This is a genomic window from Microbacterium thalassium, from assembly GCF_014208045.1.
GTDB lineage: Bacteria > Actinomycetota > Actinomycetes > Actinomycetales > Microbacteriaceae > Microbacterium > Microbacterium thalassium.
In genome coordinates this window covers 3,145,636-3,158,708 of sequence record NZ_JACHML010000001.1, presented here as the reverse complement: position 1 = coordinate 3,158,708, position 13,073 = coordinate 3,145,636, and the positions used below count along the sequence as shown (strand labels likewise).

Annotated in this window: 15 protein-coding genes and 1 tRNA gene; 9 read left to right on the top strand and 7 right to left on the bottom strand. The window is 71.1% G+C overall.

All coding sequences use genetic code 11. The features are described from left to right. Positions 1-22: 22 nt before the first annotated feature. The 3 genes from HD594_RS14710 to HD594_RS14700 are packed head-to-tail and all read left to right on the top strand — an operon-like array spanning position 23 to position 1,567. Complete coding sequence (locus tag HD594_RS14710; protein ID WP_184751655.1) at positions 23-607, top strand: isochorismatase family protein; 585 nt, start codon at positions 23-25, stop codon at positions 605-607. Further along, positions 604-867: a hypothetical protein gene (locus HD594_RS14705; RefSeq protein ID WP_184751654.1), complete on the top strand. Its 264-nt coding sequence runs from the start codon at positions 604-606 to the stop codon at positions 865-867. Before HD594_RS14710 ends, HD594_RS14705 begins: the two co-directional genes overlap by 4 nt. A 16-nt stretch (positions 868-883) precedes the next feature. Further along, on the top strand, positions 884-1,567 hold the full coding sequence (locus HD594_RS14700; RefSeq protein WP_184752918.1) for an NUDIX hydrolase: 684 nt from the start codon (positions 884-886) through the stop codon (positions 1,565-1,567). 210 nt (positions 1,568-1,777) lie between these two features. On the opposite strand, the gene HD594_RS14695 is transcribed toward HD594_RS14700, so the two are convergent. Further along, positions 1,778-1,850, bottom strand: a tRNA-Lys gene (locus HD594_RS14695). A 51-nt stretch (positions 1,851-1,901) separates the two neighbouring features. After that, positions 1,902-3,317, bottom strand: coding sequence for a serine/threonine-protein kinase (locus HD594_RS14690; RefSeq protein WP_184751653.1), 1,416 nt, complete (start codon positions 3,315-3,317; stop codon positions 1,902-1,904). Between the two features lie 141 nt (positions 3,318-3,458). Between HD594_RS14690 and HD594_RS14685 the strand changes: the two genes are divergently transcribed. From HD594_RS14685 to HD594_RS14665, 5 genes are all read left to right on the top strand, one after another. Next, positions 3,459-4,010: an anti-sigma factor gene (locus HD594_RS14685; protein ID WP_184751652.1), complete on the top strand. Its 552-nt coding sequence runs from the start codon at positions 3,459-3,461 to the stop codon at positions 4,008-4,010. 106 nt (positions 4,011-4,116) lie between these two features. Then, positions 4,117-4,464, top strand: a complete 348-nt coding sequence (locus tag HD594_RS14680; protein WP_184752917.1) for a helix-turn-helix transcriptional regulator — start codon at positions 4,117-4,119, stop codon at positions 4,462-4,464. Positions 4,465-4,512: 48 nt separating this feature from the next. After that, positions 4,513-4,923 (top strand): VOC family protein, encoded by a 411-nt coding sequence (locus HD594_RS14675; protein WP_184751651.1) that lies wholly within the window; start codon positions 4,513-4,515, stop codon positions 4,921-4,923. Positions 4,924-4,957: 34 nt separating this feature from the next. Continuing rightward, positions 4,958-5,596, top strand: a complete 639-nt coding sequence (locus HD594_RS14670) for a DNA-directed RNA polymerase subunit beta (protein ID WP_184751650.1) — start codon at positions 4,958-4,960, stop codon at positions 5,594-5,596. Between the two features lie 309 nt (positions 5,597-5,905). Then, on the top strand, positions 5,906-6,790 hold the full coding sequence (locus tag HD594_RS14665; RefSeq protein WP_184751649.1) for an aminodeoxychorismate lyase: 885 nt from the start codon (positions 5,906-5,908) through the stop codon (positions 6,788-6,790). A 170-nt stretch (positions 6,791-6,960) separates the two neighbouring features. On the opposite strand, the gene HD594_RS14660 is transcribed toward HD594_RS14665, so the two are convergent. From HD594_RS14660 to HD594_RS14640, 5 genes are all read right to left on the bottom strand, one after another. Continuing rightward, positions 6,961-7,809: a type IV toxin-antitoxin system AbiEi family antitoxin domain-containing protein gene (locus HD594_RS14660; protein WP_184751648.1), complete on the bottom strand. Its 849-nt coding sequence runs from the start codon at positions 7,807-7,809 to the stop codon at positions 6,961-6,963. Positions 7,810-8,066: 257 nt separating this feature from the next. Next, the gene (gene pstB, locus HD594_RS14655) at positions 8,067-8,846 is read right to left on the bottom strand and encodes a phosphate ABC transporter ATP-binding protein PstB (RefSeq protein ID WP_184751647.1); all 780 of its coding nucleotides are present in this window, start codon (positions 8,844-8,846) and stop codon (positions 8,067-8,069) included. A gap of 25 nt (positions 8,847-8,871) precedes the next feature. Continuing rightward, the gene (gene pstA / locus HD594_RS14650; RefSeq protein WP_184751646.1) at positions 8,872-9,963 is read right to left on the bottom strand and encodes a phosphate ABC transporter permease PstA; all 1,092 of its coding nucleotides are present in this window, start codon (positions 9,961-9,963) and stop codon (positions 8,872-8,874) included. Between the two features lies 1 nt (position 9,964). Continuing rightward, positions 9,965-10,954 carry a phosphate ABC transporter permease subunit PstC gene (gene pstC, locus HD594_RS14645; protein ID WP_184751645.1) on the bottom strand — a complete coding sequence of 330 codons (990 nt, stop codon included), beginning with the start codon at positions 10,952-10,954 and terminating at the stop codon, positions 9,965-9,967. Positions 10,955-11,084: 130 nt separating this feature from the next. Further along, positions 11,085-12,182: a phosphate ABC transporter substrate-binding protein PstS gene (locus HD594_RS14640; RefSeq protein ID WP_184751644.1), complete on the bottom strand. Its 1,098-nt coding sequence runs from the start codon at positions 12,180-12,182 to the stop codon at positions 11,085-11,087. Between the two features lie 201 nt (positions 12,183-12,383). Between HD594_RS14640 and HD594_RS14635 the strand changes: the two genes are divergently transcribed. After that, positions 12,384-13,073, top strand: coding sequence for a Rho termination factor N-terminal domain-containing protein (locus tag HD594_RS14635; RefSeq protein WP_184751643.1), 690 nt, complete (start codon positions 12,384-12,386; stop codon positions 13,071-13,073).

The window sequence follows — 13,073 nt, the reverse complement described above, 5'->3', positions numbered from 1 at the left end:
CGGACGGGCGTACGCTCGAAGCATGAGCAAGGCGCTGTTCATCGTCGACGTCCAGAACGACTTCACCGAGGGAGGTGCGCTCGGGGTGGACGGCGGCGACGCTGTCGCCGAGGGCATCTCGCAGTACCTCGCCGGGCATGCGGGGGAGTACGCCCTCATCGTCGCGTCGCGGGACTGGCACGATGCCGACAACGACAACGGCGGACACTTCGCCGCGGAAGAGCCCGACTTCGTGGACACGTGGCCGGTCCACTGCGTCGCGGGCACCGAGGGCGCCGAGTACGACCCGGGGCTGGTGACCACCGCCGTCACGCACCATGTCAAGAAGGGCCAGGGGGTCCCCGCCTACTCGCTGTTCGAGGGCACGACCGACGACGGCAAGACCGTCGGCCAGCTCCTCGACGAGTACGGGGTCGTCGACGTCGACGTCACCGGGATCGCGACGGACTACTGTGTGCGCGCCTCCGCCCTCGACGCGGTCGAGCACGGGCGGCACGTGCGCATCCTCACCGACCTCGTCGCCGGTGTCGCGCCCGACACCAGCGAGGCCGCGCTGGCCGAGCTCGCCCACGCCGGGGCCGAGCTCGCGGACGCGCCGGCGTCGTGAATCGCGACTCCGAGGCGCGCGACGTCCGCACCAACCCGTTCGGGACCGCCGGGGTCATCGTCGCGGCCGTCGCCATGCTGATCGGCGTCTTCAGCTTCCGCGCGGCGCTCGTCGTCGGCGTCGTCGCCGTGATCCTGAGCGCCATCGGCTGGTACTGGTGGCGCGTCTATCGTGTGGGGCGGATGCCGGCGGCCGCGGGCCTCGTGATCGGCGGCGCCGCCACGGTCATGTCGCTGTTCTTCGCGTTGGCCGGGTTCTGACGTGCCGGCCGCATCGATGATCACCGCGCGGGCCGAGCTCGAGCAGCTCTGCGCCCGCGGGCTCGACTGGCGCGCGGGCATGCGCCGCGCGTTCCCGAACGCCGGACCCGGCCGCCCGGCCGCCGTGCTCGTGCTCTTCGGCGTGCTCGACGACGTGCCCGCCGCCGCTCCCGGACCCGTCGGCCGCGACCTCGACGTGCTGCTGCTGCGGCGGGCCGCGACGCTCGGAAGCCATCCGGGGCAGATCGCCTTCCCCGGCGGGCGCATCGAGGAATCCGACGGCGGACCCATCGCCGCGGCCCTCCGCGAGGCGAAGGAGGAGACCGGCGTCGACCCGTCGGGCGTCGACCCGCTCGGCACCCTCCCGCCGATGCCCGTTCCCGTGAGCGACCACATCGTCACCCCGGTGCCGGCGTGGTGGACGCGGCCGAGCGAGGTGGCGGCGGTGGACCACGCCGAATCGGTCGACGTCTTCCGCGTGCCGGTCGCCGATCTGCTGGACCCGGCGAACCGCGGCAGCACCGAGCACCCCATCTCCGCCGGCCTCCACCGCATCCCCGCATTCGTCGTCGGCGGCCGCATCGTGTGGGGCTTCACCGCGATCGTGCTCTCGCGCATGTTCGACGAACTCGGCTGGGCGGAACCCTGGGACGTGCGCCGCATCATCGACCGCCCGATGGGGGACGGCGTCAATACGTGACGGACGGCTGCAGAGAATGGGTGGGCCCCGTGGGGCTCGAACCCACGACCCGCGGATGAGAAGTGCGGTGTGCTCAGGAATGGGTGGGCCCCGTGGGGCTCGAACCCACGACCCGCGGATGAGAAGTGCGGTGTGCTCAGGAAAGGGTGGGCCCCGTGGGGCTCGAACCCACGACCCGCGGATGAGAAGTGCGGTGTGCTCAGGAAAGGGTGGGCCCCGTGGGGCTCGAACCCACGACCCGCGGATTAAAAGTCCGATGCTCTACCGACTGAGCTAGAGGCCCTCGACCCTCAAGCCTAATGCCGCGCGGGGACGGTCTCGGACGCGCAGGGCGTCACCCGTTGCCGTTCCCGTTGCCGTTCCCGCCGCTGTTGTTGTTGCCCGGCCCGCTGTTGGGGTTCGAGCCGCCGTTGCCGTTGCCGTTCCCGGTCTCGCCGCCGTCGGAGGAGCCGCCTGTCCCGGAGGTGCTGCCGGTGTCGGCTTCGCCGGACGTGTCTGCGCTCTCCGTCGCGTCCTCGGTGGCCGTGGGGGAGGGCGTGGCCGCCACGGACGGCGTCGGCGTCACCGACGGTGCGGGCTCGGCCGTCGCCGTTCCGCTCCACACGCCGAACAGGACCGCCGTGGCGGCCAGCAGGGCGCCGATCGCGACGACCGCCCCGACCGCGACGCGCCGCCCGGCCGCGTGCCGCCCTCCGTCCGGCGCCTCCGCGCCGGGCGCGGACAGGTGCTGCGGGGACGGAGGCTGAGGCGGAAGCACGGCGGTCCGCTCGGTGACGCCGTCGACCGCGGGAGGTTCGACCGGCGCAGCCTGCGTCGCAACGAAGGCGATCGGGGCGCCGGAAGCGGCGGTCGGCACGTCGATGGCGGCCGTCGAGAGACCGACGACGGATGCCGCGGCGGCGGCATCCGGTCCTCCCGCGGTCTTCGACGCCGTCGTCGCGACCTCGAGCGCGGTCGGGCGATCGTCCGGCCGGTGCGCGGTCATGCCGCGCAGCAGCTGACGCCACTGCTCCGGAAGCGTCTCGGGGATCGGCGGCGGCGTCGACAGGCGCGCGAGCAGCGTGCCGATGCCCTCGGCCTGGGGGAACGGACGTGCTCCGCTCAGCGCCTCGATGAGCATGATGCCCAGTGAGTACACGTCCGCCGGGGGAGCGGGCGGGGCGCCCTCTGCCTGCTCGGGCGCCAGATACGCGACCGTCCCGACCATCAGTCCCGGCGTGGTCACGCGGGCGGAGTCGCGCATGTGGGCGATGCCGAAGTCGGCGAGCTTGGGACGCCACCCAGCACCGGGCACGGGAGAGGCCGCCAGCAGCACGTTCGAGGGCTTGATGTCGCGGTGGACGATCCCCTCGGCGTGCGCGACGTGGAGCGCCTCGGCGAGGTCCGCTGTGATCGTCGCGGCGAGGATCGGATCGAGCGGTCCGCGCGCGATGAGGTCGCGCAGCGTGATGCCGTCGACGAACTGCATGACGAGGTAGCTGACCTCCTCTTCGGACAGGCACGCGTCGTAGAGGGTGACCAGGCCGTGATGGTTGAGCGAGGCCAGCAGCCTGGTCTCGGAGCGCGCACGCTCGATCGAGCCCAGCTCCGTGGCGCCGCGCATGACCTTGACGGCGACGGTGCGCTGCAGATGCAGGTCCTCGGCGCGGTACACGCGGGCCATTCCGCCTTCGCCGACACGCTCCGCGAGCCGGTAGCGGCGATCCAGCACCTCACCGGTGGCAGGGTCGAGACTCACGGGTATCGTCATCAGGCGAGGCTACGGCGGCACCAGCGGAACGGGGCGGGGCTTGACGGCGAGGCCGGAAGGTGCATCGGACACCCATGGTGCATTCTTGAAGCGATTCGACCGGCGCGCGTCGCGGCCCGCCGGGTACGGACGGGGGGACGTGTGAGCGAAGAGGATCCGCAGCAGGCCGATGATGGCGGCGACGCGCCCGCACCCGAGCCCGCACCCACGACCTCCGTCATCCAGGCCGTCTCACGACGCAACTGGACGCGCGGACTGATCGGCTTCGCGATCGCCTTCCTCGTGCTGGTGGGACTCGGATTCGGCGCGGCGCGCCTGAACGAGTCGTGGACCCGGACGCCCGCCGAGATCACGCTGGAGCAGATCGAGACAGCCCCCGACGAGCGATCGGTGACGGCCGAGCTCGTCGACGGCGGCACGGCCAGCGTCTCGTGGTCCGACGAGGTGGGTGCCGCGGTGTTCGTCTCCGACGATCTGCCGCGCATCGGCGGAGACCAGGTCTTCGTCGTGTGGCTCACGCGCAGCGGGTCCCAGACGCTCGACGCCGAGTTCACCGCCGACCGCGGACACGCCATCGTGGAGCTCGAGAGCACCGTCGAGGAGGGCGACGAGATGGCCGTCACGATCGAGCCGGCCGCCGATGTCCCTGGCGAGCCCAGCGGCGAGCCCATCGTCACGATCCCGACGTCCTGACTCCCGGCACCCCGACCGCGGGTATCGTCGTGCCGTGGGCAACGGTGGCGAACCCGCGGGGCAGGCGCCCGCGACACTCGTCCACCTGCGCCGCGCCCGTGACCTCATGGATCGCGCCTACGCCGATCCGCTCGACGTGCCGGCGCTCGCGCGCCACGCCCTGATGTCGCCGGCGCACTTCTCGCGCGAGTTCAAGACCGCCTACGGCGAGACCCCCTACGCGTACCTCATGACGCGGCGCGTCGAGCGGGCGATGGCGCTGCTGCGCGACGGCGTGAGCGTGACGGATGCCTGCACCGCGGTCGGCTGCACGTCGCTCGGTTCCTTCAGCTCGACGTTCACGCGGCTGGCAGGCGAGACGCCGTCGGCGTACCGGGCGCGGCCGCACGACGCCGCCGAGGCGATGCCCGCATGCATGGCGCGCGTGCTGACGCGCCCGACGCGGTTCGGCTGAGCAGGATCGGATAAGCATCCGCCCCCGCCTGCGCCTACCGTTGCAGACATGAGCAACATCGCACTCCGCTACCTGCCCGTCACCGTCGACGACGTCGACGTGGCGCTCGCGTTCTACCGGAACGCGCTCGGCCTCGAGCCGCGGGGCGACGTCGCCTCGGACGGCTTCCGCTGGGTCACCCTCGGGTTCGCCGGACAGCCCGGGCTCGAGATCGTGCTGTCGGAGCCCGGAGCGGGGCGCTCCCCGGACGACGGCGAGGCCCTCCACCGGCTCTTGGCGAAGGGATCTCTCCCCGGGCCGCTCGTCTTCTCCACCGACGATCTGGATGCCACCTTCGAACGCGTCCGCGCGAGCGGCGCCGAGGTGCTGCAGGAGCCGATGGACCAGCCGTGGGGGCCGCGCGACTGCGCGTTCCGCGACCCCGCGGGCAACCTCATCCGCATCGACCAGGCCACGTGAGGCCGCGGCTCGCGCCGCAGGTACCCTTGATCGGGTGAGCGACGGGTCGAGGGACTTCCACAAGCCGGTGCGCCGGCCCGCCGAGCTCTTCGACCGCCTGTTCGCCGCCGACGACCCGGCCGAGGTGTCGCGCGTGGCGCACTCCACCGCGCAGGCCCTCCTGTCGCGCGTGCGCGCCGAACCCGACGCCCGCGTCATCGAGCGACTCGTCGCCTTCACCGACCGGCACGGCATCGACGACATCGCCGAGCTGTGGTCGCGCTCGCCGGCCAAGACGCTCCCGGGGGCGCTGTGGCGCCTCTACCTGCTGCAGCTCATGATCCACCACGATCCGGGCACCGCAGCGCTGCTGTACCAGCGCGGACGCGTCGAGCTGCGCTCGCCGGACGACCTGGTCGCCGGCGCGCCGACGCCCGCCGGGCCCGACGAGCTGGTCGCACTCATCGACGCCATCATGCGCGGCGTGTTCGACGGCGACTTCGCCGTCGCACTCGACCGGGCCGCCTCGTTCTGCCGCGTCCAGGCATCCGGCGCCACGCATCTCGCCGACGACTACGAGCGCACCGAGCCCGACCGCGCGAGCGACCTGACGACCCGCGCCCTGCGCCTGACGGACTACGCGTCCGACCTCGCCGCGTGCGCCGCGCTGTGGCGCCGCGACGCGCTGGCCTGACCCGTACGCGCGGAACCGCGTCGGCGCCCAGGACACTCCGTGGGCTGGACGCGCGGTCGAACGAAAGCTCCGGAGAAGGAAAGTGCCGGGCCGCAGAACGCCTCTCGGCGCGAGGCCGCTCGCAGCGGCAGAAGATGGAGCCCGGGGTTACTGCGGCCCGGCCGAAACAGTCTAACGGCTGACCCGGCGGCGGCATTCCCGGATGCCGCACGCATGTGGAATCCGGCGCGATCTCTGCGGCGTTTCCCAGGGGCGCGCGCACCCCGGGCGTGCCGGGCGAGAGACGGTTCGCACGGCTAGGCTCGAGGAATGACCTGGCGGCATGCGCTCGTGATCGACCCCGTCGCGGAGAACGATCCGCGCGTCCATTTCGGCTCCACGTTCACCCCGATCGACCCTGCGGCGCCCGCGCTCAGCGTGGGTGAGCTCAGCACGCAGCGCGGCGACGGCATCTTCGAGTCGATCGGTGTGGTCGACGGCCATCCGCAGGAGGTCGCGGCGCACCTGGACCGACTCGCGCACTCCGCGGTGCTGTGCGACCTGCCCGTTCCCCATCTCGAGCAGTGGCGGCAGGCCGTGGCCTCCGCGGCGGCCGAGGCCCCGGCGGGCGAGTCGGTCATGAAGCTCATCCTCAGCCGGGGTGTGGAGCACGGCCCCGCGCCGACGGCGTGGATCACCCTCGCCGAGGCCCCCGACTTCTCGGTCCCGCGCACGCGCGGCATCCGCATCGTCACACTCGACCGCGGCTTCGACAGCGAGGCTCCCGCGCGCGCCCCGTGGCTTCTCCTGGGCGCCAAGACGCTGTCGTACGCCGTCAACATGGCCGCGATCCGCGAGGCGCGGCGCCGCGGCGCCGACGACGCCGTGTTCGTCTCGAGCGACGGCTACCTGCTCGAGGGCCCCACGTCCTCGCTCATCCTGCGTATCGACGGCCGGTTCCTGACCCCGGCGCCGGGTGCGGGGATACTCCACGGCACGACCCAGATGAGCCTGTTCGAGGAGCTCGCCCGCCAGGGCCACGCGACCGCCTACGAGACGCTGCCGGTCGACGCGCTGGGCCAGGCGGATGCGGCGTGGCTGGTCTCGAGTGTGCGGCTCGCCGCTCCCGTGACCTCGATCGACGGTGCTCCGCTGGCCGTCGACACCGACCTGACGGCGGCCATGAACGCCTACCTGCTCAGCCCGCGCGACTGAAGCCCTCGGTACCCGTCGCCGAGTCGGTCACGAATGGCGGGGATCCGGCATGACACGCCCGTCGTGGGCTTCGCGCTCCGGCGTGTCGGCGCGAATCCCCACCGTTCGGCACCGCCCGGGGTGTTCGCGGCGGTGCCAGGGTGCAGCACGTCGGTCTGGTGGGAGTCGGGTCAGCGCAGGTGATGTCCGGCGTCGATCTGGCCGAGGATGGCCGCTTCGACCGACGGCCAGTCGTGCACCACCTGGGCGTAGTCGAAGCGGAGCGTGACGTACCCCCATGCCGCCGCGGCAGCGTCGCGTACCAGGTCCTTGTGGCGCTTCTTGCGGGACGCGTGGTTCTTCACGCCGTCCACTTCGATGAGCAGCCGGTCGCCGATGAGCAGGTCCACGCGCCCGGCCCCGGTGATCGCCGGCTGCGTCGTGATGCGCAGCCCGCGATGCCGGAGGCGCCAGCGCACCAGGGACTCCAGACCGCTGTCGGCGTCCGAGCGGGCGATGGCCAGGGCCGCGCGCCCCTCGGCGTTCACGTTCGCGCGAAGCCAGGCGAGTCCGCTCCTCGTGAGAAGTCGCTGACGCAGTGCGGACTCGACCGCGACGAAGAACTCCTCGACGCCGCGGCACGCGAGCACCTGCCTCAGGATCCGCGGCACCGGCGGCAGCCCGAACGCGTCGGTCGGTGACGCGCCGTCGTCCCAGTGCTCGACGCAGCCACACGCGTCCGTGCCGGTGATCGGCGGGCACGATCGCCGGTGCCCGTGGCCGCGCATCCACACGTGAGGCGCAGGCGGCTTCTCGAGCACCCAGATGCCGAGGTGCCGTGCAGCCGACACGCACGCCAGCGAGCCCCCGTGCCGCGCCGCTGTGCGCAGCGGACGGCACGCGCCGGGGACCGCGTACACACCCTGCCGAAGCTGCTCGATCCGCCCGGAGGTACGTGCCGAACGGATCTCGCGCGCGGTCCAGCCGCGCTTCGTGAGTTCACCGGTCCTCTGCACGGCGGGCCCCGTGGTCTTGCACATGCCGCGAGTGTGGCCGGGGGCGCGCGGTCCGGGACGTGACTGCGTTCGACGGGGGATGAATCGGTCGTGGGGAGGAGAGGGCGAGCGTGACGAACGGCGGGGATTCCGGGAGACGCGCCGCCACGCGAAGGTGACAGGTGGCGTGTCGCTCAGAATCCCCGCCGTTCGGTACAGAATCAGGCGGATGCCGGGTGGGCCGGATGCCGGGTGGGGCGGATGCCGGGTGGGGCGGATGCGGGGCGCGCGGGCCCCGCGGATCACCCGAAGCGGCCCGAGACGTAGTCCTCGGTGGCCTGGACGGACGGCGTCGTGAAGATCGTCTTCGTGGCGTCGTACTCGATGAGCTTGCCGGGCTTGCCGGTGCCGGCGATGTTGAAGAACGCGGTCTTGTCCGAGACGCGCGACGCCTGCTGCATGTTGTGGGTGACGATGACGACGGTGTAGTCGTTCTTCAGCTCGCCGATCAGCTCCTCGATCGCGTACGTCGAGATCGGGTCCAGCGCCGAGCAGGGCTCGTCCATCAGGATGACCTGGGGCGAGACCGCGATGGCGCGCGCGATGCACAGGCGCTGCTGCTGGCCGCCCGACAGGCCCGAGCCGGGCTTGTCGAGGCGATCCTTGACCTCGTTCCACAGGTTCGCGCCCTGCAGGCTCTTCTCGACCAGCGCTTCGGCGTCGGACTTCGCCATGCGCTTGTTGTTAAGCTTGACGCCCGCCAGCACGTTCTCCTTGATCGACATCGTGGGGAACGGGTTCGGACGCTGGAAGACCATGCCGATCTGACGGCGCACGAGGACCGGGTCGACGTTCGAGCCGTACAGGTCCTCGCCGTCGAGCAGGACCTCGCCCTCGACGTGCGCGCCGGGGATGACCTCGTGCATGCGGTTGAGGGTGCGCAGGAACGTGGACTTGCCGCAGCCGGACGGGCCGATGAACGCCGTGACGCTGCGCGGCTCGATGTTCATCGAGACGCCCTCGACGGCCAGGAAGTCGCCGTAGTAGACGTTGAGGTCGTTGACTTCGATGCTCTTGGACACAGGTGATCTTTCTTTCGGGCTCGGGTCAGCGGCGGCCGGCCTTGGGGGCGAAGTACTTCGCGACCGCCCGGGCGACCAGGTTCAGGAGCATGACGATGATGATGAGCACCAGAGCGCCCGCCCATGCTCGGGCGATGGCGGACTCGGGGCTGGTGCCCTGGTTCATGTACTGGTTGTAGACGAACACCGGCAGCGTCATCATGTTGCCGTCGAACAGGTTCCAGTTGAGGCTCTGCGTGTAGCCCGCCGTCAGCAGCAGCGGCGCGGTCTCGCCGATGACGCGGGCGATGGCGAGCATGACGCCGGTCGTGATGCCGGCGATCGAGGTGGGCAGCACGACCTTGACGATCGTGAGCCACTTCGGCACGCCCAGTGCGTAGGACGCCTCGCGCAGCTCGTTCGGGACGAGGCGCAGCATCTCCTCGGAGGAGCGGACGACGACCGGGATCATCAGCACGCTCAGCGCGACCGCGCCCATGATGCCCATCGAGATGCCGGGGCCGAAGAAGATCACGAACGCGGCATACGCGAACAGACCGGCGACGATCGACGGGATGCCGGTCATGACGTCGACGAAGAACGTGATCGACTTCGCCAGCTTCTTGCCCGCGCCGTACTCGACGAGGTAGATCGAGGTCATGAGACCGATCGGGACCGAGATGATCGTCGCCGCGAGCGTGATCAGCAGCGTTCCGACGATGGCGTGGTACGCGCCGCCGCCGTCGCCGACGACGTTGCGCATCGTGTAGGTGAAGTACTCCACGTCGAAGCGCGCGATGCCGTTGGCGACCACGGTCCAGATGACCGAGATGAGCGGCAGCAGCGCGATCGCGAACGCCGACGTCACGAGCGCCGTCAGGAAGCGGTCGACGCCCTTGCGGCGCCCCTCGACGATCGAGGACAGCACGTAGATGGCAACCATGTAGAAGATCGCGGCGAGGAAGACCGCCGCGGCGATGTTGAAGTCCGCGAGGGGGCTGCCGACGTTGAGGATGCCGAAGATCAGCGCCATGATCGCGAACGACAGCGCGAGCAGGGCCCACGGCGCCCACTTGGGCAGCCGGCCCGCGGTGAGGGAGAGCGCCTGCTTCTCCGGCGCGACGGTGGTGGCGGTCATGTCAGTTGGCTCCAGAGAACTCGGCGCGCCGGGAGACGATCCACCGGGCGAGGGCGTTCACGGCGAACGTCAGGACGAACAGCACCAGGCCGGTGCCGATCAGCACGCTCACGCCGTCGCCGTAGGCCTCGGGGAAGCGCAGGGCGATGTTCGCGGGGATCGGGGTCGGGTTGGTGGAGGTCAGAAGCTCGAACGTGACCGCTCCCGACACCGACAGCACCATCGTGACGGCCATCGTCTCGCCGAGCGCGCGGCCGAGGCCGAGCATGGCGGCCGACACCATGCCTCCGCGGGCGAAGGGGAAGACGGCCATCTTGATCATCTCCCACCGCGTCGCGCCGAGCGCGAGCGCGGCCTCTTCGTGGAGGGTCGGCGTCTGGAGGAAGACCTCGCGGCTGATGGCGGTCATGATCGGCAGGATCATCACGGCGAGGACGATCGCGGCGGTGAGGATCGTGCGGCCGGTGGCCGAGACCTGCCCTGCGAACAGCGGGATCCAGCCGAGGTTCTCGTTCAGCCACACGTAGATCGGCTGCACCATGCCCGCGAGCACGATGCCGCCCCACAGGCCGAAGACGACCGAGGGCACGGCCGCAAGCAGGTCGATCAGGTAGCCGAGCACCGATGCCGCGCGGCGCGGCGCGTAGTGCGAGATGAACAGGGCGATGCCGATCGCGAGCGGCGTCGCCATGATCAGAGCGAGGATCGACGACCAGATCGTGCCGAAGATGAGCGGCCACACGTAGGCGGCGAAGGACTCGCCGTGCAGGATCGGGTTGTCGGCGGGGTCTCCCGTGAAGGCGGGGATGCTCTCGGCGAGGAGGAACACCAGCACCGCGGCGAGCACGACGAGGATCGTGATGCCGGCGGCGAGAGCCGTGCTCGAGAACGCGACGTCACCGGGACGCTTGCGGGCGGTGCGCTTCGCGGGGGTCGGCGGCTGCTCGGGTGCGGATCCTCGGGTCGGGGAGTCCGTGCTGGTCGTCGCCATGTGGTTCCTAACTGTGAGACCTGTCGGCTCAGCGGAGGCTCCGCCGCGTGGGCGGCTCCTCTGCTGAACCCGCCCTGCCCGGTGCTTCTATCATGCTCCGGGCAGGGCGAGATCAGTCAACTTTTCGGTGTCAGCCGATCAGTGCGATGGCGGCGTCGACCTGCTCGCGCAGCGAGTCCGAGATCGGAGCCGAGCCGGCGTTCTCGGCGGCGGCGTCCTGGCCCTCGGCGCTGGCCATGTAGGTGAAGTACGCCGACACGAGCTCGGCGATGTTCGCGTCCTCGTACTCCTTGCACGCGATGAGGTAGCTCACCAGCGCGATCGGGTACACACCCGCCTCGGCGGTGGTGTAGTCGACCTCGAGCGACAGGTCGCCCTCGGCCGGGTCGTACAGGAACGGCGACGAGTCGATGATCATCGCGGCGGCCTCGGCCGAGTAGGGGACGAACTCGCCACCCACGCCGACCGACACGGTGCCGAGGTCGCCGACCTGCGAGGCGTCGGCGTAGACGATGGTGCCGTTGCCGTTGCGGGTCGCGTCGACGACACCCGAGGTGCCCTGGGCCGACTCGCCGCTCTCGAGCGGCCACACGCCGTCCGGCTCGTACATCCACACGTCGGGCGCGGCCTCGGCGAGGTAGAGGGTGAAGGTGTCGGTGGTGCCCGAGTCGTCGGCGCGGTGGACCGGCGAGATCGCCAGGTCGGGCAGCTCGACGTCGGGGTTGTCGGCGGCGATGGCCTCGTCGTTCCAGTTGGTGATCTCCTCGGCGAAGATGCCCGCGATGGTGTCGGCGGTCATGTTCAGCGAGTCGATGCCCTCGAGGTTGAACGCGACGGCGATCGGCGAGATGTACAGCGGGAGCTGGACGATGCCGGCCGCGCCGTCCTCGGCGCAGGCGCCGAAGGAGCCCGCGAGCTCCTCCTCGTTGAAGGCGCGGTCCGAGCCGATGAAGTTGCTGGCGCCCGCGACGAAGTTCTCACGGCCGGTGCCCGAGCCCGTGGGCTCGTAGTTGACGGTGACGTCGGGGTTCGCGCTCTGGAAGCCGGCGACCCAGGCCTCCTGGCCCGCGGTCTGCGACGAAGCGCCGGTGGCGTTGAGCTCGCCGGACAGCGTCGAACCGCCGTCGGTGGGCTCATCGGTGGTCTCGTTGGCCGCGGTGCAGCCGGCGAGCGTGAGGGCCGCGACAGCGGCGAGAGCGCCCACCTGGGCGATGCGAGAAATCTTCACAGTGTGAATCCTTCGTGTTGTCATGGGATTTCGGGTACCCGGTGCAGGGTTCGATGTGACGCTAAGCGCGGTCCCTTAAGAGATTGCGCTTAGCGGGTGAACGGCAGGTGAACGGGCTCTGCATTCGCCAGCCGCGGAATCCTGCGTATCGAATCGGTTCGAGGGGTGTCCTCGCGCGCGCCGACCCCTAGCCTTGTCTGTATGGGGAAGACCACCAAGGCCGAGCGCAAGGCGTACGACGCGATGGAGGACGCCGCCGCGGCGGCGAAGAAGGCGAAGAAGGCGGCGAGGTCGCTTCCGCCGAAGCCCTCGCGCAAGCTGAAGGATCTCGCGGACGAAGCCGTGCAGGCCGCCGATGTGTCCAAGAAGGCCGTCCGCAAGAATCCCAAGAAGGTCGCCAAGCTCGCGGGCGCCGTCGCGGACCGGCTCCGGCGCGCGACGCGCGTCGCCGTCGAGAAGGCCGAGCGCAAGGCGCGCCTGCAGGCCGCGGCCGAACTCGTCGCCGTCGACGCCGAGCGTGCCGAGGCGGATGCCGCCGCGCAGAAGGCCGAGGCGAAGGCCCTGAGGAAGGCCGCCAAGAAGGCCGCGAAGCTCGCCGACCGAGCCGAGCAGGAGGCCGAGGCGGCGCAGGTCGCGCTGGACGAGGAGCTCGCGCTCGAGGGCGCGCAGGAAGCGGAGCCCGCGCCCGCTGCGGCGGAGCCGGAGCCCGCGTCGGAGCCCGAGCCTGCGCCGGAGCCGGAACCGAAGGCCGAGCGCGAGCCGGTGCCCGCACCCGCCTCCGAGGACCTGTCCGCGCTCACCGTCGTCCAGCTGCGCGCGCGTGCGCGGGAGCTGGGCAGGACGGGGTACTCGCGCATGACAAAGGCAGAGCTGATCGACCTGCTGGGCTGA